At 38.4% G+C, this 20,885-nt stretch carries 19 protein-coding genes and 1 other RNA gene; 7 read left to right on the top strand and 13 right to left on the bottom strand.

The window, feature by feature from the left end; genetic code table 11:
* The first annotated feature begins 104 nt into the window (after positions 1-104).
* The gene (locus tag D172_RS03575; protein ID WP_007378918.1) at positions 105-1,145 is read left to right on the top strand and encodes an IS481 family transposase; all 1,041 of its coding nucleotides are present in this window, start codon (positions 105-107) and stop codon (positions 1,143-1,145) included.
* A gap of 189 nt (positions 1,146-1,334) precedes the next feature.
* On the opposite strand, the gene D172_RS03570 is transcribed toward D172_RS03575, so the two are convergent.
* The 5 genes from D172_RS03570 to rsmI all read right to left on the bottom strand — a co-directional run bounded on the left by D172_RS03570 (position 1,335) and on the right by rsmI (position 8,650).
* On the bottom strand, positions 1,335-3,362 hold the full coding sequence (locus D172_RS03570; protein ID WP_007378917.1) for a UvrD-helicase domain-containing protein: 2,028 nt from the start codon (positions 3,360-3,362) through the stop codon (positions 1,335-1,337).
* The gene (locus D172_RS03565) at positions 3,347-5,335 is read right to left on the bottom strand and encodes an ATP-dependent nuclease (RefSeq protein ID WP_007378916.1); all 1,989 of its coding nucleotides are present in this window, start codon (positions 5,333-5,335) and stop codon (positions 3,347-3,349) included. The genes D172_RS03570 and D172_RS03565 overlap by 16 nt, the downstream gene beginning before the upstream one ends.
* 761 nt (positions 5,336-6,096) lie before the next feature.
* Positions 6,097-7,134 (bottom strand): IS110 family transposase, encoded by a 1,038-nt coding sequence (locus tag D172_RS03560; protein ID WP_007379114.1) that lies wholly within the window; start codon positions 7,132-7,134, stop codon positions 6,097-6,099.
* A gap of 240 nt (positions 7,135-7,374) precedes the next feature.
* An RNA gene (rnpB, locus tag D172_RS17260) (RNase P RNA component class A) lies at positions 7,375-7,751 on the bottom strand.
* A 41-nt stretch (positions 7,752-7,792) separates the two neighbouring features.
* On the bottom strand, positions 7,793-8,650 hold the full coding sequence (gene rsmI / locus D172_RS03555; RefSeq protein ID WP_007379080.1) for a 16S rRNA (cytidine(1402)-2'-O)-methyltransferase: 858 nt from the start codon (positions 8,648-8,650) through the stop codon (positions 7,793-7,795).
* A gap of 61 nt (positions 8,651-8,711) precedes the next feature.
* Between rsmI and D172_RS03550 the strand changes: the two genes are divergently transcribed.
* Genes D172_RS03550 through dolP form a run of 4 tightly spaced genes read left to right on the top strand, consistent with a single transcriptional unit; the run spans position 8,712 to position 12,184 of the window.
* Entirely contained in the window at positions 8,712-10,589 is a 1,878-nt protein-coding gene (locus tag D172_RS03550) for a penicillin-binding protein activator (protein ID WP_033023916.1), read from the top strand.
* Between the two features lie 10 nt (positions 10,590-10,599).
* Positions 10,600-10,971, top strand: coding sequence for a YraN family protein (locus tag D172_RS03545; protein WP_007379078.1), 372 nt, complete (start codon positions 10,600-10,602; stop codon positions 10,969-10,971).
* A gap of 60 nt (positions 10,972-11,031) precedes the next feature.
* Complete coding sequence (locus D172_RS03540; RefSeq protein WP_007379077.1) at positions 11,032-11,625, top strand: SIS domain-containing protein; 594 nt, start codon at positions 11,032-11,034, stop codon at positions 11,623-11,625.
* Positions 11,618-12,184, top strand: coding sequence for a division/outer membrane stress-associated lipid-binding lipoprotein (dolP, locus tag D172_RS03535; protein WP_007379076.1), 567 nt, complete (start codon positions 11,618-11,620; stop codon positions 12,182-12,184). Before D172_RS03540 ends, dolP begins: the two co-directional genes overlap by 8 nt.
* Before the next feature lie 99 nt (positions 12,185-12,283).
* On the opposite strand, the gene D172_RS03530 is transcribed toward dolP, so the two are convergent.
* The 8 genes from D172_RS03530 to zapE all read right to left on the bottom strand — a co-directional run bounded on the left by D172_RS03530 (position 12,284) and on the right by zapE (position 18,815).
* Positions 12,284-12,721: a ClpXP protease specificity-enhancing factor gene (locus tag D172_RS03530; protein ID WP_007378323.1), complete on the bottom strand. Its 438-nt coding sequence runs from the start codon at positions 12,719-12,721 to the stop codon at positions 12,284-12,286.
* Positions 12,721-13,347, bottom strand: coding sequence for a stringent starvation protein SspA (gene sspA / locus D172_RS03525; protein ID WP_007378322.1), 627 nt, complete (start codon positions 13,345-13,347; stop codon positions 12,721-12,723). The genes D172_RS03530 and sspA overlap by 1 nt, the downstream gene beginning before the upstream one ends.
* Positions 13,348-13,426: 79 nt before the next feature.
* Positions 13,427-14,176: a cytochrome c1 gene (locus D172_RS03520; RefSeq protein ID WP_007378321.1), complete on the bottom strand. Its 750-nt coding sequence runs from the start codon at positions 14,174-14,176 to the stop codon at positions 13,427-13,429.
* Positions 14,173-15,438: a cytochrome b gene (locus D172_RS03515; RefSeq protein WP_007378320.1), complete on the bottom strand. Its 1,266-nt coding sequence runs from the start codon at positions 15,436-15,438 to the stop codon at positions 14,173-14,175. The genes D172_RS03520 and D172_RS03515 overlap by 4 nt, the downstream gene beginning before the upstream one ends.
* Positions 15,438-16,028 (bottom strand): ubiquinol-cytochrome c reductase iron-sulfur subunit, encoded by a 591-nt coding sequence (gene petA, locus D172_RS03510; protein ID WP_007378319.1) that lies wholly within the window; start codon positions 16,026-16,028, stop codon positions 15,438-15,440. Before petA ends, D172_RS03515 begins: the two co-directional genes overlap by 1 nt.
* Before the next feature lie 582 nt (positions 16,029-16,610).
* Complete coding sequence (rpsI, locus tag D172_RS03505; RefSeq protein WP_086007041.1) at positions 16,611-17,003, bottom strand: 30S ribosomal protein S9; 393 nt, start codon at positions 17,001-17,003, stop codon at positions 16,611-16,613.
* Positions 17,004-17,011: 8 nt separating this feature from the next.
* Complete coding sequence (rplM, locus tag D172_RS03500; protein WP_007378318.1) at positions 17,012-17,440, bottom strand: 50S ribosomal protein L13; 429 nt, start codon at positions 17,438-17,440, stop codon at positions 17,012-17,014.
* Between the two features lie 286 nt (positions 17,441-17,726).
* The gene (gene zapE / locus D172_RS03495; RefSeq protein ID WP_007378317.1) at positions 17,727-18,815 is read right to left on the bottom strand and encodes a cell division protein ZapE; all 1,089 of its coding nucleotides are present in this window, start codon (positions 18,813-18,815) and stop codon (positions 17,727-17,729) included.
* 134 nt (positions 18,816-18,949) lie between these two features.
* Here zapE and D172_RS03490 point away from each other — a divergent pair, with 134 nt between their 5' ends.
* Together D172_RS03490 and D172_RS03485 are read left to right on the top strand one after the other, a co-directional pair.
* Positions 18,950-19,393, top strand: a complete 444-nt coding sequence (locus D172_RS03490) for a YhcB family protein (RefSeq protein ID WP_007378316.1) — start codon at positions 18,950-18,952, stop codon at positions 19,391-19,393.
* Positions 19,394-19,526: 133 nt separating this feature from the next.
* Positions 19,527-20,879, top strand: a complete 1,353-nt coding sequence (locus D172_RS03485; RefSeq protein WP_007378315.1) for a Do family serine endopeptidase — start codon at positions 19,527-19,529, stop codon at positions 20,877-20,879.
* Positions 20,880-20,885 lie beyond the last annotated feature (6 nt).

The following is a 20,885-nucleotide window of genomic DNA, read 5'->3' as shown; positions in this document are numbered from 1 at the left end:
TTAGTTCAGACAAGATCTGACAATTCAACTTGAAAAAGTGAGAGTTACCCGTTTTGATAAAGGTGTCGAATCTTTAAATCAAAACAAACAAAAAGGTAACTCTCATGTTGCATACTAACAATCCAATCACAAAACACAAAGCTGGTTTACTTAACCTTGCCGAAGAACTAGGCAATGTATCAAGAGCCTGTAAAGTCATGGGCGTATCACGAGATACATTTTATCGTTATCAAGAACTCGTTAATGAAGGTGGTATCGATGCATTAATCGAAAAGAACCGCCGTACACCAAATATAAAGAATCGCGTTGACGAAGAAACAGAGCAAGCCGTCATTAACTATGCAGTTGAATATCCTGCTCACGATCAACATAGAACCAGCAATGAGCTTCGTAAGTTAGGCGTGTTTGTCTCAGGTAGTGGTGTTCGTTCAATCTGGTTGCGTCACGATTTAGAAAACTTCAAAAAACGATTGAAAGCATTGGAAAACAAAGTCGCTAATGAAGGCATTATTTTATCTGACGCCCAAGTTGCTGCGCTAGAAAAGAAAAAACATGACGATGAAGCCTGTGGTGAAATTGAAACAGCGCATCCCGGTTATCTTGGCTCACAAGACACATTTTATGTTGGTAACCTTAAAGGTGTTGGTCGTATCTATCAACAAACCTTTGTGGATACCTACAGTAAAGTCGCCTTTGCGAAGCTCTACACAACGAAAACGCCAATTACAGCGGCTGACATGCTCAATGATAAAGTATTGCCTTATTTCGAAGGTCACAAATTGCCTATGCTTCGAATATTAACTGACCGAGGAACTGAGTATTGTGGGCGAGTTGAGCATCATGATTATCAGCTATATTTGGCAATTAACGACATCGACCATACAAAAACGAAAGCAATGTCCCCGCAAACAAATAGTATCTGTGAGCGTTTCCATAAGACGATTTTAAACGAGTTCTATCAAATCACATTCCGCAAAAAGTTGTACGATTCAATGGAAGAACTACAAAAAGATCTGGACGAATGGATGGATTACTACAACAATGATCGGACTCATCAAGGAAAAGTATGTTGCGGTCGAACACCACTTGAAACATTACTGGATGGAAAAACGGTTTGGGCAGAAAAGAATTTAGCTCAAATCTAAACTAACAGTCACCATTAGAAAAATGGGTAACTGTCAGATCAAGTCTGAGCTAGTACATCTAAACGCAGCTTTATAATTCGGAATGCCCTCACTCACGACTATAAAAAGTATCCTTGAAATATTAAGTCTAAACTAACGTTAATATGTATTAACGTTAGTTCAGTATTAAATGATTTTGAATTCATAGCGTCATTCATTTATTGGAACCTCTTCAAATTCAGGAAATACTTTTAATAGATGCTCCTTTTCTTCCTTTGTTACCACTTTTACAACTGTAAGGTTTTTTATCGTTCGAGAACACGCTACATAAAACAACTTCATGTTAGGGGGTGTAAATACACTGGAGGTTTCTGTACTATCATCACTGAACTTAAAACTGTACTTATTCCAAAAGTACTCATCTAAGACAACTAAAACGTTCTCAATACCTGAGCCTTTAGTTTTATGCATTGTAATGAAATCACACTCCTCATTTAGATATTTGTAATATCTGTTTATCTCACTAAAACTGATCTCTTCAGAGAACAGATCATGATAAAACCTTTCTCGTTTGAAGTTACTATGGAACTCATTGAAAGCTTCTTCAGTTAATTCAGGTACTTGCTTGACCATTTTGGTTAAGCTATTAGATCCTGCATTGAAAATCATTTTGAGCTGTTGATACTCTTCATCATTTTTCAATTCAGATAAAAAAGCTTCTTTACGATCAACATAAGCCAGATGAGCTTCTGACTTAGCAAGAATATTTTCTTTAAAAGCCACTTCAAGAGTTTTATTTATACTAAGGTTTCCTCTAGTTATTTTTTCGAATGCGGCCACTATCCTCTCTTTTTCTCTCAGGGTTTTAAGTACAAACCCTGACTTTTTAAGTTCAGATAATATAAAGTTATACCTTTTTTCCGAACCACTATAGGCATTACATAACTCTGCGAGATCAAGCACTTGAATGCTTGAAAGTACTTTTTCGATCTCATCTTTGACATCCGTATATCTATCAGAAAACACTTTGTACAAACCAGCAAAGCCAACTTTGCCTGCTATTGACTTATTTGTAAGCATTAACTTTTTATGGGATCGCTCTTCACCATCTGCAAAATCTATTAATTTATCGATGAAATCTAGGTATGCCTGTTTTGTTTCAGGGGAGCTCTTAGAGTGAGGCTTGACATTATCCCAGACAGCATAAAGCAAGCTAACATGTCCTTGCCTATCTTTTAATATTTCTTTGATGCCATCTTGTTTAATTTTGAATGCTAGTTTTTGGTTGAGAGCATCTATTCTCAAGTAGTTAACAAAGTCAATTACCTGCTCTGAACATCTGAAATTATCTTCTTTTGCTATCTCGACAATCTGATCTGAATCAATGTATGCGCGAACATCTCCAATACCATCAGAGTAAATACTTTGCATAGAATCACCAAATAAGCCAACAGTCGTTTTTCTTTCTTTTGGAAGGTACTTTAAAAACACTTCAATAATTTCTTCATTCGTGTCTTGATATTCATCAATTAAAACAAAGTCATACTTATCACTTAAAATCCTTCCTAGTTTTGGGAAACGTTTAAAGAGTAGAGCGGCAACTTTGAGTAAACTGTCATGCCCAAATGATAGATCTTTAAACCTATCAAAGCGTGAATCATTGTATTTGATATTTCGATGATCTTTATCTTTGATAACATTACAGACTTCAGCATTCAATTCAGCTATTTTTAAATTCAGTTCATAATTATGCTCAGCAGGAGCTTTATCATATTCTCTTTTACCTATTTCTTTGGCAGAAGTTTCGCCTTTAACTATATATTTTAGCTTTGCGTATTTTTTATAAGTCCTCTTGTAGTTATCATGGTTAGCTTTTTTTAGTTCATTACCAGCTAGGTCTGAATTTTCCTCAGTTTCAAATTCTACGTTAGAAACTATAAAAATTTCATGTATAACCTGCTGAATCGCTTTTGTATGATTCTTAATTAAGGCCGCAAGAAATGAGTGTATAGTGGACACTTTATAGCCATCTCCAACACGGTCAATAATTTCATTAACTGCCAAGTTAGTGTGTGTAATACACGCAACCCTATTCTTAGAGTAATCTTGTGATAGAAACTGCAGAGTATGTTTTAGCGTTTCAGTCTTCCCAGACCCCGCACCTCCCTGTAAAACAAAACTCATGCTTTCAGCTATACATTTTTGAATTTGTTGCTGTGGTGTTATTTGGCTATCCATTTTAATCCCTCCTTGATATACGAGGGAGTGTTCCACTTTAAATTGTCTTTTGAAAGAGCAAGGAAGAGTATGGATGAAGCAAAACTAGACTTTCCCTTACTATCAAGAATTATATCTACAAATTTGTCAGGATCAGACTTGCACTCTTCAAACCTCTTTTTGTTTTTGAGCCCACTAATGTCATCGATATTGCGACCAATTATTTTCATATTTACACTGACAAAAGACTCTTCAAAGCTTCTTCCTTGGTAACTATTTTCAGTATCTTGATATGCTACCTTGATCAGTGACGATGGATCTCTGTGTTGATGTTTTTTTAATTTATCCATCCATATAGGAAAGTCTTTTTCCTTAAACTCGGGTGAATTAAAGTAATGCCTAATAGTAGCATTACTCGTATGTGTCCCTTCTTTAACGGGACATGCTTTATAACTACTTTCACTCCACCTTGTAGTATCTAGGTCTGTGATGATAAGTGTCTTTATTTGAAGGAAATTAAGGAAGTGCTTAAATGCTTTAGCATTCGCTCCGACTTCAAGTATCGAAATATTTTGAGAAGTAAGTGCAATATCTCCTTCATCACCAACTCTTTCTTTATCAAATTGGTCTATGAAGTATGGCAGGAGTATTTTTTCAGAAGTGCCTTCGATAAAGATGATCTTCTCTGCAAAAAATAACTCTGAAGACTCAATTGTTAAATACTGTTTAAGAAACTTAAAGTTTTCCTTCTCTATTTTATCTTCTTCATCATTGGACTCATCTACATACATTTTCTGTAGCTCTAAGTAGAAGTTCAGAACCTCTGTATTCAGTTCTTTTTTGAGAGTCCGAAAGTAGCGAATATCCTTAAAATTGCACTTTTTGACGATATGAGCAGAATGGGTGGAAATGAAAGTTTGAAGACCTTTTATCTCATTTAAAGTGTCTTTTATTTTATCAATAAATATATATTGTAGCTGAGGATGAGTATGAGCTTCTGGCTCTTCAATAAATAAAAGGTTGATATCTCGATTGGCCTCTAAAAAGTCTTGCTTTTCAATTTCTATGTTAAGAAGTAAATAGAGTATATTCATGTGCCCTAAACCATTTTGATGTTCAGGCAACTCGGTATCATCCTTTCCGTACGTTATCTTGGAATGACTTGCCATTACTTCTTTTGATTGCAAGTCCGAAACAACGTTTAAGTCTGTGAGGCCCAGAAAAGACTTACCATTTTTAAGGAAAGGCTCAAAAAAAGTTTTATAATTATCACTAAGCTCTCTATCTGCTTCAATAATTGATGAATTAATAGCGGCGAGTTCATCATGAGACATTTTGACTTTACTGTTATAATACAAAGTTGTTAAATGTGAGAGTATTTTCCGTTCATGAGGTTTTGCATCAGAACTCGTTACATTTCTATTTGCTTTAATTATTTTCAAATTGATTAAGCTATTGACATCTGCAGCTTCTTTTTGAATTAATTTAGAGCGATGCTTTGACTCAAAATCACTATAATCATCAAAAATATAGTAATTAACCTGAATATATTCGAAAAGATTCTTTTTGATGAACTCTTCTCTTGTATTTATAACTGCTTCAAGATCTTTTAAGAGTTTTGATTTATTAATAGTCGCTTCAATCGAGATTCGAGCCAAATTACATTCCGTATCAAGATCTACAATAAAATCTGAAAGGTTATGTAAGCTATCTTTTTCATTATACGTTATATCTAATGATAATCTTATCGCTAACGAGTACACATCTGTTTGATGGCTTAGTTTAAGGATATCTTGACGGAGTGAAAGTGGAAAATCAGCAAAGTAGAACTTTTTAGATTTAAGAAATTTTTCAAATAAAACTATGAAAGATGTTTTTCCAGAATTGTTCTTACCTATCAAAAGCGATAAATCATTATTTTCTTCATCCTCTAAATCTAATGTTGTATCTTTGAGTAACCTAAAATTCTGAATTCGAATTTTACTAATATGCATCTTTATTCCTTGTGAAAATAAGGGGACAGTATTAACCCCAAACACCTTACTTGGTAAGTCCTAACTGCTAAGCTACACAACAAGTCTTTCATTTTCAATGAAATGAACCAACTTAAAATTAAACCTATATTTTTTCATATCCTCGCTCAATAACCTACATCAGATCGCCAGGGTCACCCATTAGAAAATTTCGGTCAAGCAGGCAGCTGTGTTTTCTTGATCTTTTTATTCAAAAACCAAGTGATCTTATTATTTAGACTCAATTTAAATATGACTACGCAACTAGTAATGACGTCGATTGGTGTGAATATGCACCAGTCACCCATTAGAAAATTTCGGTCAAGCAGGCAGCTGTGTTTTCTTGATCTTTTTATTCAAAAACCAAGTGATCTTATTATTTAGACTCAATTTAAATATGACTACGCAACTAGTAATGACGTCGATTGGTGTGAATATGCACCAGTCACCCATATGAATTTAGGCAGTTTAATTAAGCATTATTGATGATTAATTAAGGCCCTTGGCTTTCGCCTCAGTCATCGTTTAGTACCAATGTCAGTCCAGTTTCTGGCTGTGTTTACACACTGCGCTGTAACAAGTCTGTGGTTTATGCTTACACATAACCAACCCTTTGTGGCTCAAACATTGGGCATATCCAGTATTTAAAATATGAGCGGTTAACGTGCAGGCTCAATCAAATCTAATGGTTTTACCAACCCCATTACGAGCTCAACACGTTAACCTAATTTGTTTTATAGACGCTAAGCAAACGCCTTGTGTTCATCGAATGGTACATTGTCTTTAAGCACGTGATAACACGCTCTTGCGAGCTTATGTGCAACCGTTTTAATCGCAACTACCTTGTTTGTTTTAGCCAGTTTTCGTTGATAATATTTTTTAACTGTTGGGTTATAACGAATTGCAAAATTAGCGGCCTCAGTAAAAGCCCACGCTAAATAACGATTACCATTCTTCTGATTCGTAGCGCCTTTTTTCTTTCCATTGCTGTACCTTGCCCCTTTAACACAGCGACAATACGATGAGAAGTTTCCTGGGCTATCAAAACGTCTAATCGTGCCAGTTTCTAACATAATAGTCAGTGCTAAAGTATTTCCAATTCCATCAATACTTGTTAGGTTTATAAACTCAGGGGAGAGTGATGTTTGTTTTAAAATAGCGCCCTCTATTGCATTGATTTGCTGTTGAGCACAGCGTATTAATGAGAGGTTAGAAATGACTGACAGTGCAGTATTCATTGAGCTAAAATCTGCGTGTACCTGCTCAGTATCAACGCCTTTCCTTATAGCTGCCATTTGCTTTATTTTGTTGCTACTGAGCTTATAACCAAGATGACGCATGTAACAACTTTGCACCGATAATAAGTTTTTAGTGGACTGTTGAACAATGTCCATTCGTTTACGCATTAAGTCGCGAACAGCCCTGAGTTCACGGGGGTAAATATAGCCTTCAGGCAGAATATTTAGACGTAGCATTTCAGCTAGCCAACGTGCATCACTATGGTCGTCAGCATGTTTTAAACCTGAATATTGTTGAATTGCAGCAGGGTTCGCTAAGTGTAGTTTAAATTCTGCATCCATTAATGCATCAACTAACCAATACCAATTAAATGTTGATTCGACAACAAGCCCTGTTAACTTGTCTTTATAAGGGGCTAAAAAAGATAAAATGACAGACATGTCATTATTTAAACGCTTGCAGCTAAGCGTTTCACCTTGTTCATTAATGATAGCAATAACACTATTATTTGAATGCAAGTCAATTCCACCATATAGTTTCATACTAAGTTCCTCGAGGTACTGTTTATGTTTTGGTCAACACAACTGTATCGAAAAACTCGAGGAGCTTTCTATATGATTATCAAATCTTGACTTCATACATCATAATTTCTCACAGCCCGATTATTACTTTTTATTGAAATTCTACCAAGTGCCATGAGCATACGGCTAAAAACGAATAACTTCCCCTAAAATTTAAACACAAAAAAGCCCGCAGCGTTAACTGCGGGCTTTTTTATTGAATGAGTGAGTCAGCCGGTAAGCCGGGTTTTGTCCTTTCCGAAGAAAGTGATAATCATTCGTCTAGGCCATAAATCGCTCTATGGCTCAAGCAACCTACCCGGTTCTCACGTGGGCCACGCGTTCATTATTTAAAATGATAGAACCCTATTTGGTCTTGCTCCGAGTGGAGTTTACCTTGCAACCGACTATTACTAGCGGCCCGGTGCGCTCTTACCGCACCCTTTCACCCTTACCAACCGAAGTTGGCGGTCTCCTCTCTGCTGCACTTGTCGTGGGCTCACGCCCCCAGCCGTTAGCTGGCACTCTGCCCTATGGAGCCCGGACTTTCCTCCCCCTGATCATTTTCGTCACAGGCAGCGATCATCTTGGCTGACTCGGCGCGCAGTATACATGAGGCTAATACCAAGCGCAGTAAAATTTACTCTTTTTCTTCAATAATTGTTTTGTATAACGCGTTTTTCTTCATTCCAAAGTATTCAGCAACCACACCACAGGCTTTTTTCATTGGCATTTCACTCTCAAGAAGTGCCAGCATTTTGCGCGCTTCAGGCGGAACATCGTCTATTTGCTTTGGTTTACCAGGCAGCATAAGCACTATTTCGCCGCGCTGTTTGGTAGGATCATCCGTTAGAAACTGTTTAAGCTCACTTACACTACCATTAAAAAATGTTTCAAAGGTTTTGGTTAGCTCTTTAGCAAACACAACGTCTTGATCGTCGCCAAGTGCTTGGGCTAAATCATCAAGGCTTGCCATAATACGGTGCGTACTTTCGTACATTATGCTGGTGATACCTGAGTTAACAGCTTCGGTAAAAAAGTCTTGCCGAGCTTTGCTTTTAGCTGGCGTAAAGCCTAAAAACTGAAAGCGGTCGGTTGGTAAGCCTGAACAACATACAGCGGTAATAGCAGCACACGCACCAGGTATAGGTGTCACATGCGCGCCTTGCTCACGGCATAAGTTTACAACCGCGTAGCCTGGATCACTAATTAGTGGTGTACCAGCGTCAGATACTAAAGCAATATTTAAACCTTGATTAAGTTGATCAATAATTTGTTGTGCTTTTTGCTTTTCGTTGTGGTCGTGTAATGCGAATGTTTTAGCCTTGATACCAAAGTGGCTAAGTAGCTTGCCGGTATGGCGAGTATCTTCAGCAGCTATTAAGTCAACCTGCGATAATGTCGCGATTGCACGCTGACTTAAGTCGTCATAATTGCCAATTGGGGTGGCTACAATGTAAAGAGTGCCAATTTTCTGTGAATTCTCCTCATTTAACATTGAGGTCTCCTGCGTCAGTCAGTAATATAAGCAAATCGCGTTAACGTATTGGGAAATCATTGTGCGACTTAAACTAGTTAGTCTATTAATTATATTGTCAGGGTTATCGGCGTGCAGCACAACCGAAAAACCAACTAAAAACAGTGATAACTTCAGTAACAGTGCAAATGCATTAAAAAATCAAGCTACCAGCGCACAATCTATCTATCAATTGGCTCAAAATCGTCAAGGGGCTGATAAAATACAATTGTTGTATAGCGCAAGAGATGCAGCTATTACAGAGCAAAATTGGCCGCTACTAGAAAAAATAGGTAGCGACCTTGAATTAACAGCCAGTGTTGATCAAATTCAAAACCGTCTTTATATTGCGTTTGCGCAAAAACAACAGAATAAAAATGCTCAAGCCTTGGTTATTCTACAATCGCTAGACGGGCAACTAACCCAACCCGAGCACTTTGCATGGCATCAGTTTTTAACTGCCAGTATTTACGCATCACAAAATTTTCCTAAAAAAGCGGCCCCTTATTTCTTTAGGGCATCTGAGACAGCAGCTAAGAATAATATTGAGATCCCACAGCTTAATCAAAACTTGTGGGATAACTTAAAAAAACTGTCATCTTATGCATTAGAGCGCTTTAACCGAGGTTCAGTAATTCAACAAGGTTGGGCTAACCTTGCCTTATATCATCAAGTATATACAAGCAGCGGTGTTGAGTTAGATCAAGCAATCAATAACTGGCGACGCCGCTATGTTGGACACCCAGCGGTAACGGTATTACCTAAACAAGATGAATTGTTTACAGAGTTTTCCCCTATAAATATAGAACGTTTGGTTATACTGCTCCCACAATCAGGCCCAAATGAGCGATTAGGCGATGCACTCAAAGCCGGTGTTCTAGCTGCGCTTGATAAACAAAACATTAGTGAAACTCTGTTTCTAGATGAAAACCTAAACACTGAAGAACTTGCAGCTAAAATTGAGGAAATAAACCCCGACTTTGTTGTTGGACCTTTGTTAAAAGCCAATATTGATAAACTTACAGCAGCTAATACCTTGATAAATATACCGGCTCTGCATTTAAATACCTTTGATGGTGAGCGTATTTCATTGCAGCATTACTTCTTTGCACTGAGTCCTGAACACGAAGTAGAACAAGCTTTAGAACACTTTTTAGCCATGGGCTACCAAAAACCAATGTTGCTTGCACCTAATAATGTAAATGGCCAACGTTTAATTGACTACTTTAATTTACAGTGGCAACGCTACAGTGAAACCAAACCTCAGATTGGCCTGTATAATGATAAAAAAGACATGCCTAATACAATTACCAGCTTACTAGAAGTTGATAAGTCTAAAGAGCGTATAAAAACTGTAAAAGCACTTTTTAAACAAGAAGTAGAGAACGAAACGCGATCGCGTAGTGACATAGATGTTATTTACATTTTAGGTGATGCAATAGAAACCCGTTTAATTAAACCTTACCTTGATGTAAATGTAAGTACATTTGCTGATCGTATCCCACTTTATGCCAGCTCTAAAAGTCATAGCAAACAAATTGACCGTACAGATAAAGGTGATCTAGAAGGACTATATTTTACTGAGCTCCCATGGATGCTTAACTCACAAGTTAAACTACATACCTTGCGAGCACAATATGACACTTTATGGCCTGAACAAGTTGATATAAGCCAGCGTTTATTTGCTATGGCGTATGATGCAATATTAGTACTTCCAGAAATAAGGCAACTAAGTATTGTGCCTGGCAACGAATTTAGTGGTTTAAGCGGTAAGTTATCTATAAACAGCAGTGGGCACATAGAGCGAACATTAAATTGGGCGCAGTATTCTAATCGTCGTATAAAACCTGTGCAGTTAAAAACGCAGCGCCCAATACCACTATTTATGCAATCAGCAAATACAATACAAACAAGTAATTAAAGGGGGCGACATGTCGTGGTTTAAAGAGCTGTGGCAAAATAGCCGTGAAAAAGGTCAATATTATGAGCTCCAAGCGCAAAAATATTTGGTATCTCAGGGATTAACCCCCATTGAGCGTAATTATTACTGCCCCTTTGGTGAGCTTGATGTCATTATGAAAGAAGGTGACACCCTTGTTTTTGTAGAAGTTAAATTTCGCAAAAACAATGCGCGCGGCGGCGCTAATTATGCATTAAGCCCGCAGAAGCAGGCAAGACTAAAACGCAGTATTTATCATTACTTAGCCGCTAAAAACTTAACAAATGAAGCGCTTAGAATTGATTATGTAGCCATTACAGGAGAATCATCTCCCAAAATTAACTGGCTTAAAAACGTATTTTAAATACTTAGGCAATATAGGCTTAAGTTCATATAAAGATTAAGTATAAATTATTGGTAGGCTATGCAAGATACAATTAAAGAAATTTTTACAGAGAGCATTCAAGTACAAATCGCTGCAGGTGAAGTATTACCCAGTGCACTTGAATCAGCAGCATTTACCATTGCACAAAGCTTGATAAACGGTAATAAACTCATTTGTTGCGGCACTGCAAATTGCCATATGCTAGCCCAACATATTGCGGGTGTACTTGTTAACCATTATGAAACTGAGCGGCCGTGTCTCCCCGCGATAGCTTTGTCTCAAGAAAATATAAATTTAGGTCAAAATAACCAAGGCGATGATCACGATACATTTGCGCGACAAGTTCGTGCTTTTGCCCAGCAAGGGGATTTACTTCTTGCACTTGCTATAAACGGTAACGAAAAACATATTATTTCTGCTGTAGAGGCTGCACTTACTAAAGATATGAAAGTAATCGTGATGGTCGGTGATGATGGAGGGGAATTAGTTGGCTTACTTGGCCCTAATGACGTTGAAATTAGAACCCCTTCTAAGCGCCCTAGCCGTATTATCGAATCGCATTTAGTTAACTTACACTGTTTAAGCGAACTTGTTGATTTAACCCTCTTTCCACAGGATGAAAACTATGTTTAAACGCTCCCTTATTGTTTTAAGTACTGTTGTATTATTGCAAGGCTGTGCGGCTGCTATTGTTGCAGGTACAGCTAGTGCAGTAACAGCAGCGAACGATCGCCGCACTATTGGCTCACAAATTGATGATAACAATATTGAGATAAAAGCCAGCATTGCCTTGAGTGAGGTAGAGCGCCTTGAGAAATTTGCTAATATCAATGCAGTAAGCGTAAACGGTATCCTTTTATTAGTTGGTCAAGTCGCAAATCAAGAAATGAAAGGTGAAGCTCAACGTACAATTGAAGACGTTGCTGGTATTCGTAAAATTCATAATCAAATCCGTATTGGATCAAATATTGGTATCACCACACAAACCCACGACTCATGGTTAACCTCAAAAGTAAAAGCGCAGCTACTCACTGCAAAGAATATTAGTAGCAATAATATTAAGGTAGTTACTGAGAACGGTGAAGTATTTTTAATGGGATTAGTCTCTGAGTCTGAATCTAATCAAGCAGTAAACATTGCACGTAATGTATCTGGCGTTGAACGCGTAATAAAAGTTTTTGAATATATGTAGTTGTAAAATGATAGATAGCCTAATTACATACACCGGCTCGCTTTTGTATCAGGCATAAAAAAAACCGCTTAATAAGCGGTTTTTTTTGGCATTTATGTATTATTTAATAACACGTAAATGAGAGCCTTTTTTCTTTTCAGGCTTTTCTGGTGGTGCTTCATCAATAAATTCAGCTGATGAGTCAACACTTTCAAGCTCTGGAGCAAAGTCGTCTTCGTCCCCTAAAAACTCGTCTGCTGTAAAGACCGTACCTTCACCATTTTCACGTGCATATATTGCCAGCACTGCACCTAAGGGCACATACACTTGCATTGGCTGACCACCAAAGCGCGCGTTAAAGCTAAGTTGGGTTAGGTCTAACGAAAACTGTGTGACTGCTGATGGACTTATGTTTAAAACAATTTGTCCGTCTTGAACAAACTGTGTAGGCACTTGTACATTAGCAAACCCAGCGTCTACCACTAGATGTGGCGTGCATTCGTTATCAACTATCCAATCAAAAAAAGCACGTAATAAATAAGGACGATTAGGCGTCATTATAAACGAATCTCACGCTCAGCTTCAGTTAAAGAAGCTTGGAATGACTCACGTTCAAATAAACGGATCATGTATTCTTTAAGCTCTTTAGAACCAGCACCATTAAGCTCAATACCAAACTCTGGTAAACGCCACAGTAGTGGAGCTAAGTAACAATCTACCAAGCTAAACTCTTCACTCATAAAGTAAGGAGCTTCACTAAAGATAGGTGCTACAGCTAGTAATGCTTCTGTTAACTCTTTACGAGCTTGAGCTGCATCAGATGCGTTATTGATGATTTTTTCAGCTAGGCTGTACCAATCTGTATCAATACGGTGCATCATTAAACGGCTACGACCACGCATTACCGGGTATACAGGCATTAGTGGAGGATGAGGAAAACGTTCATCAAGGTATTCCATGATGATATTTGCCTGATATAAACCAAGCTCACGGTCAATCAGTGTTGGCACTGTACCGTAAGGGTTAATTTCGTGAAGTGCTTCTGGCAGGTTATCTTTTTCAGCCAAATGAATATCTACACTTACACCTTTTTCCGCAAGTACAATTCGTACTTGGTGGCTATACATACAGTTAGCCCCAGAAAAAAGGGTCATTACAGGGCGCTTATTGGCAGCTACGGCCATGCCTACCTCCATTAAATCACTAAAACAGCAATAGGGGCTTAAGCCCCTATTGCAAAATTACCTTTAAATATGTTCAAACTTAATGAACATCTCTCCAGTATTCTTTCTTAAGCATAAATGCCAAGATAAACAGGATAATTAAAAATCCGATTACCTTAATACCTAATGCTTCCGACTCAAGACGTGAAGGTTCACCCACGTACTCAAGGAAGTTCGTTAAATCACGAGCTGCTTGGTCGTATTCATCTACGCTTAGTTCACCCGTACCATCTGTTTCAGTAGCAATAACTTTAGTCACAGTGTGACCATGCTCTTCTACTTCTTCAGTAATTGGCGTTGGCAAACCTTGCAGCTCTTGAAGAACATGAGGCATACCAACAGATGGGAAAACAATGTTATTTACACCAAACGGGCGAGATTCATCTTTATAAAACGATTTTAAGTACGTGTAAATATAATCTGGTGATTTTACACGAGCAATTAGCGTTAAATCCGGCGGAGCCGCACCAAACCATTTTGCTGCATCATCTTTTGTAATCGCGTTAGTAATATGGCTACCGACTTTAGAACCGTCAAAAATCAATTGTTCTAAACCAACCTCTGTTGGGATACCAATATCGCGAAAAGTACGTTCATAACGTTGATACTGCATTTGGTGACAACCAAGACAGTAGTTCATGAACAACTTTGCACCGCGCTGTAAAGATGGTTGATCAGTAAGGTCGTTATTCGCTTCCATTAAAGGAACCGATGGACTCGCTGCCATAACCATGTTCGGCAACAAGTTTACTGATAAAGCAAATAAACCAATAATAAGCTTTTTCATCATTTCGTTAACCTCTCTGGCAATGGCTTAGTTTTTTCGTTCTTACTGTATACAAACAACAGTACGAAGAACATAAAGTAAGTCACAGTACAGATTTGAGAAATTATCGTCTTAAGGTCTGTTTGTGGAGTTGCACCCACCCAACCTAAAAGAACGAAAGTAACAACAAAACCTGCAATGTTCCATTTATGGAAACCACAACGATAACGAACCGATTTAACTCTACCACGGTCTACCCAAGGTAGTAATGCAAGTACTACAATCGATGCACCCATTGCCGCAACACCGATTAACTTATCAGGGATTGCACGTAAGATTGCATAGAATGGCGTAAAGTACCAAACTGGGAAAATGTGCTCTGGTGTTTTAAGAGGGTTAGCTGCTTCGAAGTTTGGACCTTCTAAAAAGAAGCCATTCATCGCAGGCATAAAAAACACAACCCAACAGAACAATATTAAGAAACCAACCACACCCACAATATCTTTAACTGTGTAGTAAGGGTGGAACGGTATTGCATCAACAATATCTTTTTTGTCAGTGTAATACTCATGAAATTTAAATTTAGGTTTATCTTCTTCAGCTACAGAGCCTTTCTTACGCTTAATTTCAATACCCTCGGGGTTATTTGAGCCCACTTCATGCAATGCAACAATGTGTAAGAAAACTAAGATTACGATAACCAGTGGGAGTGCAATTACATGTAATGCAAAGAAGCGGTTAAGCGTTGCACCCGATATTACGTAGTCGCCACGGATCCAAAGTGTTAAGTCATCACCAATAACCGGAATTGCACCGAATAGAGAAATGATTACCTGCGCACCCCAAAATGACATTTGACCCCAAGGTAATAAGTACCCCATGAACGCTTCAGCCATTAATGCCAAGAAAATAAACATACCGAATAACCACAGTAATTCACGTGGCTTTTGGTAAGAACCGTAGATCATGCCACGGAACATATGCATATATACAACGATGAAAAACGCTGAAGCACCTGTTGAGTGCAAGTAACGCAATAACCAGCCATATTCTACATCTCGCATGATGTATTCAACCGAGGCGAATGCGCCCTCAGCAGATGGCACAAAGTTCATCGTTAACCAAATACCGGTAAGAATTTGGTTTACTAGTACCAGCATGGCTAGTGAGCCAAAAAAGTACCAGAAGTTAAAGTTTTTAGGTGCTGGATACTGTGCAATGTGCATATTCCAAACACGTGTCATTGGGATTCGGTCGTCTATCCAACCAATAATCTTACCAAACATTAGACTACCCCTCTTTCTTCGCCCACTAAAATAGTGGTTTCATCTAGAAAAGTATAAGGTGGTATTTCTAAGTTTAATGGTGCAGGTACCGATTGAAAAACTCGGCCAGCCATATCAAATTTAGAACCGTGGCATGGGCAGTAGAAACCATCGTCAGTCCCTTCTACTTTTTCGCCAAAGTTACCTTGTAAAAAGCCAGGAGAACACCCTAAATGCGTACAAATACCTACAGCCAAAAATATTTCTGGGCGTAATGAACGGTAATCATTTGTTGATGATTCTAATTGTTGTGGCTCTTGCGATTGTGGATCACGAAGTTGACCTTCATGTTCTTTCATCTGCTCAAGCATTTTTGGGGTACGTGATACAACCCATACAGGTTTACCACGCCACTCGACACGTATTAATTGTCCCGGCTCAAGTTTGCTGATATCTACTTCCACAGGCGCACCCGCAGATTTAGCTCGCTCACTTGGATTCCAAGACGCAATAAAAGGAACAGCAGCCCCAGCCGCACCAACACCACCAACAACAGAGGTAGCTATGGTTAAAAAGCGACGTCGGCCATTGTCTACAGGCGCATTGCTCATCCACTTATCTCCACTTACGATTCTCAACACTTGCTATATTGAGAACATCAGTTACAGCAGGTTAATTATTCGAAATTTTTAAAATAGAAACGATCATAATTAAAACCCTTGATTAAAACAAGGTTATTCACAGCCTCATGCTCTAACACACCCAACTTCACCTAGGGTTCAGTAAGCCAGTTTGAGTATAGGGCCGAATAGTCATAATACCGTTTCTGTAAAAACTATGTACTGACCAAGATCAACGTCACTAAGCGAAAACTCTAAAACGGTGCGTAGTGTCGTAAAACTCGATCGTTTTACTTCCATGCCAATTGTAGCAAAAAATTCCACCAATTAACTGATGGATTTAAACTAATTACGATAATTATTTAACTTTTTTGCAGCTATCTGAGTATTTTTTAACTTTCGTTTATTAAATACGCTGTTATTGAGGAGTTTGATCAATACAAGTAACTGTAATTATTAAGCCTAGACACGATAACGAGTCAACTTAGGCGTATCTTTCATTGTCGGAATTACTATTTTTAAAAACAAAAAACCCAGCATAAGCTGGGTTTTGAATTTTTGATAACGTATAGATTAACGTTTTGAGAACTGTGGACGCTTACGCGCTTTCTTAAGACCCACTTTCTTACGTTCAACTTTACGTGCATCACGAGTAACGAAACCTGCTTTACGAAGTTGTGGACGTAATGACTCGTCAAACTCCATAAGTGCACGAGTAATACCGTGACGGATAGCACCAGCTTGACCAGTTGTACCACCACCAGAAACGGTGATGAAAAGATCAAATTTTTCAGTCATATCAACTAGCTCAAGAGCTTGATGAACAACCATGCGTGCTGTTTCGCGACCAAAGTACTCTTCTAAAGAGCGCTTGTTGATTACGATGTTACCAGTGCCTGGGCGTAAGAATACGCGAGCACTTGAACTTTTACGACGACCTGTACCGTAGTATTGATTTGCCATGATGGTGCTCCTTAAATGTCTAGAACCTGAGGCTGTTGTGCAGCATGGTTGTGCTCAGTACCTGTGTAAACTTTAAGTTTACGGTACATAGCGCGGCCTAAAGGACCACGTGGCAACATGCCCTTAACAGCCTTCTCGATGATCATTTCAGGCTTTGCAGCTTGAAGTTTATCAAAAGTAGTAGACTTAAGACCACCTGGAAAACCAGAGTGTGAATAGTACACTTTGTTTTTGAATTTGTTACCAGTTACAGTAACTTTTTCAGCGTTGATAACGATGATATAATCACCAGTATCTACGTGCGGTGTATATTCAACTTTATGCTTACCGCGTAGGCGATGAGCGATTTCAGTAGCGATGCGACCTAAAGTTTTACCTTCAGCGTCAACTACGTACCAGTCACGTTTTACTGTTTCTGGTTTAGCAACAAACGTTTTCATTTATAAAAATCCAATGTTTTTCAATTAAAACCACAAGTAGTTAATATTAACTACTGCTCTAAGTTTGCTACAACCCCTTCGAGTTTTAGACTTTTGCGCCGCTCACAAGTGGCTAGACTATATGATGGCATAGAACGCAACGTGGCAGACGCGGGAGTATACCAGCACTTAAAACACATTGCTACTCGCCGGTTGTTTTTTCCACAAGAAATTTTAGAAATAAGAAGTACTATATATGTATCTCTTATTTTTAAGCGTTGGGCTATTACACATTTTCCTACTTACTTTAAACTAAATGCTCTTTAGCTAAATACTCTAAAGACTGCATTTCTTGCAAACGGCTTATACAACGCTTAAATTCAAAATTAAGGTTACCTTGAGTATAAAGGTCGGTGATCGGCTTCTCAGCTGAAATTATTAAAGTTACGTGGCGCTCATAAAATTCATCAACTAAAGCAATAAAGCGTCTTGCAGCATCATCGTTAGTTTGCCCAAGCTGTTTCACGTTAGAAATAATAACCGTATTGTATAGGCGACTAATCTCCATGTAATCGACTTGGCTTCGCGCTGTTTCGCACAATTCACTAAACTCAAACATCACAACACATTTAGCTACTTTGCGCGTTTTGATTAAACGCCCTTCTATCTCTATAGGCTCATCTAATTGGCCAGGCTCTGAGGAAAGTTTATCGAAGTAATCAAATAGATTTTTATCTGCTTGTTCGTCAAGCGGGCTATGAAAAATTTCGGCTTGTTCTAGCGTACGTAATCGGTAATCGACACCTGAGTCTACATTTACTATTTCTGTATTGAGTTTAACCAACTCAATAGCTGGTACAAAACGCGCACGTTGTAAACCGTTTCTATAAAGATCATCAGGTACTATATTTGACGTTGCAACAAGTACAATACCGCGTGCAAATAATGCCTCCATTAAACCGCCTAACAGCATGGCATCTGTAATGTCTTGAACAAAAAATTCATCAAAACAAATTATGTCTGTTTCAGCTTTTAAAATATCCGCGACTTTTTCTAATGGGTTTACAGTATTGTTTAGCTTTTTAAGTTCATCGTGTACGCGATGCATAAAACGATGAAAATGTACGCGCATCTTCCGCGTGCCTGGTAGGGCTTCATAAAAAGTATCAACTAAATAAGTTTTACCACGCCCTACTCCTCCCCAGAAATATAAACCTTTTATAGGCGCTGGCTCATCTTTATTAAAAAGCTTGGCAAAAAAGCTTTTTGATTTTATTTTGTTCTGGGTTAAATCGTCATATAAACGCTGTAAATGGCGCACTGCATTTTCTTGTGCTACATCATGTACAAAGTCATCTCGTTTCAAATCTTGTTGGTATGTTTGCCAAGGAGTCATATCTATTTACAGTTAAAATGCAGTTTAATTTGCAAAGCATATTAACACGCATCAATACTCGGGGTATATTACACTTAGTATGATTTATAATTGAATCAAGCATTCGTTAGTTATTTTCCCAAAGGGGTAGATTTATGGGCACAGTCACGTGGGTAGGTTTAATTGTTATTGTTGCTGTTATAGCTTTTTTTATTGGTGCATTTGTCACTAAAAAACAATTTAAACAGGATGAGTTGGAAAAACAGGCAGAGCAAGCTAACAATGCGTTAGAGCAATATCGTCAAGATGTAGCCGATCATTTAGCGAGTACAGGCAAGCTTGTAAATAAAATGAAAGAGAATTACGATCAACTACTTAGCCATGTTGAAGAAACCAATCAACTGCTGCTAGAGGATCGGAAGCAAACACCAGCTGAACCTTTCTTTTCAAAAGAAACTACTGAGCAATTACAAGCATCGATAAAAGAGCGCCGATGCGATCGCTCATCAGCAAAAGCACAACCTGCTGATTATGTTTCAGGCGAATCAGGTTTATTTGCAGGACAAAATAAAGTTTCAGAACATTCTAAAGCATCTTGATGAACTTTTTTTTAACCCCATAGTCTTTAGATATAACAGCTTTGTTGTTTTATCTTACTGATAAATTAAAAAGGGCTGCTTATGCAGCCCTTTTCAATTTTTTGCTTTTCTCGAAGTGGAGTAAACCCAGACTATGAAAATGAAATTATCACTTATCAGCGCAGCTATTCTTTCTACTAGCCTTTTATTAAGCCCGGTAGCGTCTTATGCAAAAATACCGGTTGCCGTAAATGGCCAGCAGTTGCCAACACTTGCCCCAATGCTCGAAAAAATTACTCCAGGCGTTGTAAGCATTCAAGTTTCAGGCTCAAAAGAAGTGCGTCGCCGTGCGGATCCACTTGAATACTTTTTCGGACAGCAACAACCCCGAAGCCAAAAACGTCAATTTAGCGGTTTAGGCTCTGGCGTTATTATTAATGCTGATGAAGGTTATGTAGTAACTAATAACCATGTGATTCAAGATGCCGAAAAAATGGTTGTTACCCTTGAAGACGGCCGTGAGTTTGAAGCGATTAAAATTGGGACTGATAAAGAATCCGACATTGCGCTTTTACAAATCGACGCTGATGATTTAACTGAAGTAAAACTAGCAAACTCAGATAATTTGCGTGTGGGTGACTTTGCCGTTGCTATCGGTAATCCGTTTGGCCTTAGCCATACTGTTACATCAGGGATTGTGAGTGCACTTGGTCGCAGTGGTTTAAACATTGAAGGCTACGAAGATTTCATTCAAACCGACGCAGCGATTAACCAAGGCAACTCTGGTGGTGCTTTAGTTAACTTAAATGGTGAATTAATAGGTATTAACACTGCTATTTTAGGGGCTTCAGGCGGTAATGTTGGTATTGGTTTTGCTATCCCGTCTAACATGATGAAAAACCTAGTAGATCAAATTATTGAACACGGTGAAGTACGTCGTGGCTCACTTGGTATTTCTGGGCGCCCACTTGATGCAGGCCTAGCTAAAGCACAGCAACTTGACGTCAAACAAGGTGCCTACGTTATGCAAGTAATGGATGACACCGCTGCAAGTAAAGCAGGAATCAAAGCCGGTGATGTTATTGTAAGTATTAATGGCGGTGATATTAGCGGCTTCCATGAATTACGAAGCAAAATAGCAACCTTGGGTGAAGGTAGAGAAATCAAGCTCGGCATTTATCGTGACGGAAAAATTAAAACAGTTAAAGTTACACTCGATGGTGCATCAGGTGTTACGGCAACAGGGGAAGAGCTACACCCTGCTTTTCAAGGTGCTACGCTTGAAAACGTGCAAAAAAATAGTAATAAAGGTATTGAAGTTACCTCTGTAGATCCTCGTTCACCTTCAGCCCGTGTTGGTCTTGAAGAGGGTGACATTATAATGCAGGTAAACCGTCAACGCGTAGAAACAATTCGTGATATGAATAAGATCATCGATGACACAAAAGGCAATATAGTGCTTGGCGTGAAACGTGGCCGTGAATCTATATTTATCTTAATTCAGTAATAAATA

The organism is Pseudoalteromonas sp. Bsw20308 (genome assembly GCF_000310105.2).
GTDB lineage: Bacteria > Pseudomonadota > Gammaproteobacteria > Enterobacterales > Alteromonadaceae > Pseudoalteromonas > Pseudoalteromonas fuliginea.
This window is presented reverse-complemented; position numbering and strand designations above follow the sequence as displayed.

Bases quoted from the DNA above. Each gene is read 5' to 3' on its own strand.
- D172_RS03575 (WP_007378918.1), top strand. From the start codon at position 105: ATGTTGCATACTAACAATCCAATCACAAAACACAAAGCTGGTTTACTT.
- D172_RS03570 (WP_007378917.1), bottom strand. From the start codon at position 3,362: ATGGATAGCCAAATAACACCACAGCAACAAATTCAAAAATGTATAGCT.
- D172_RS03565 (WP_007378916.1), bottom strand. From the start codon at position 5,335: ATGCATATTAGTAAAATTCGAATTCAGAATTTTAGGTTACTCAAAGAT.
- D172_RS03560 (WP_007379114.1), bottom strand. From the start codon at position 7,134: ATGAAACTATATGGTGGAATTGACTTGCATTCAAATAATAGTGTTATT.
- rsmI (WP_007379080.1), bottom strand. From the start codon at position 8,650: ATGTTAAATGAGGAGAATTCACAGAAAATTGGCACTCTTTACATTGTA.
- D172_RS03545 (WP_007379078.1), top strand. From the start codon at position 10,600: ATGTCGTGGTTTAAAGAGCTGTGGCAAAATAGCCGTGAAAAAGGTCAA.
- D172_RS03540 (WP_007379077.1), top strand. From the start codon at position 11,032: ATGCAAGATACAATTAAAGAAATTTTTACAGAGAGCATTCAAGTACAA.
- dolP (WP_007379076.1), top strand. From the start codon at position 11,618: ATGTTTAAACGCTCCCTTATTGTTTTAAGTACTGTTGTATTATTGCAA.
- D172_RS03530 (WP_007378323.1), bottom strand. From the start codon at position 12,721: ATGACGCCTAATCGTCCTTATTTATTACGTGCTTTTTTTGATTGGATA.
- sspA (WP_007378322.1), bottom strand. From the start codon at position 13,347: ATGGCCGTAGCTGCCAATAAGCGCCCTGTAATGACCCTTTTTTCTGGG.
- D172_RS03520 (WP_007378321.1), bottom strand. From the start codon at position 14,176: ATGATGAAAAAGCTTATTATTGGTTTATTTGCTTTATCAGTAAACTTG.
- D172_RS03515 (WP_007378320.1), bottom strand. From the start codon at position 15,438: ATGTTTGGTAAGATTATTGGTTGGATAGACGACCGAATCCCAATGACA.
- petA (WP_007378319.1), bottom strand. From the start codon at position 16,028: ATGAGCAATGCGCCTGTAGACAATGGCCGACGTCGCTTTTTAACCATA.
- rplM (WP_007378318.1), bottom strand. From the start codon at position 17,440: ATGAAAACGTTTGTTGCTAAACCAGAAACAGTAAAACGTGACTGGTAC.
- zapE (WP_007378317.1), bottom strand. From the start codon at position 18,815: ATGACTCCTTGGCAAACATACCAACAAGATTTGAAACGAGATGACTTT.
- D172_RS03490 (WP_007378316.1), top strand. From the start codon at position 18,950: ATGGGCACAGTCACGTGGGTAGGTTTAATTGTTATTGTTGCTGTTATA.
- D172_RS03485 (WP_007378315.1), top strand. From the start codon at position 19,527: ATGAAAATGAAATTATCACTTATCAGCGCAGCTATTCTTTCTACTAGC.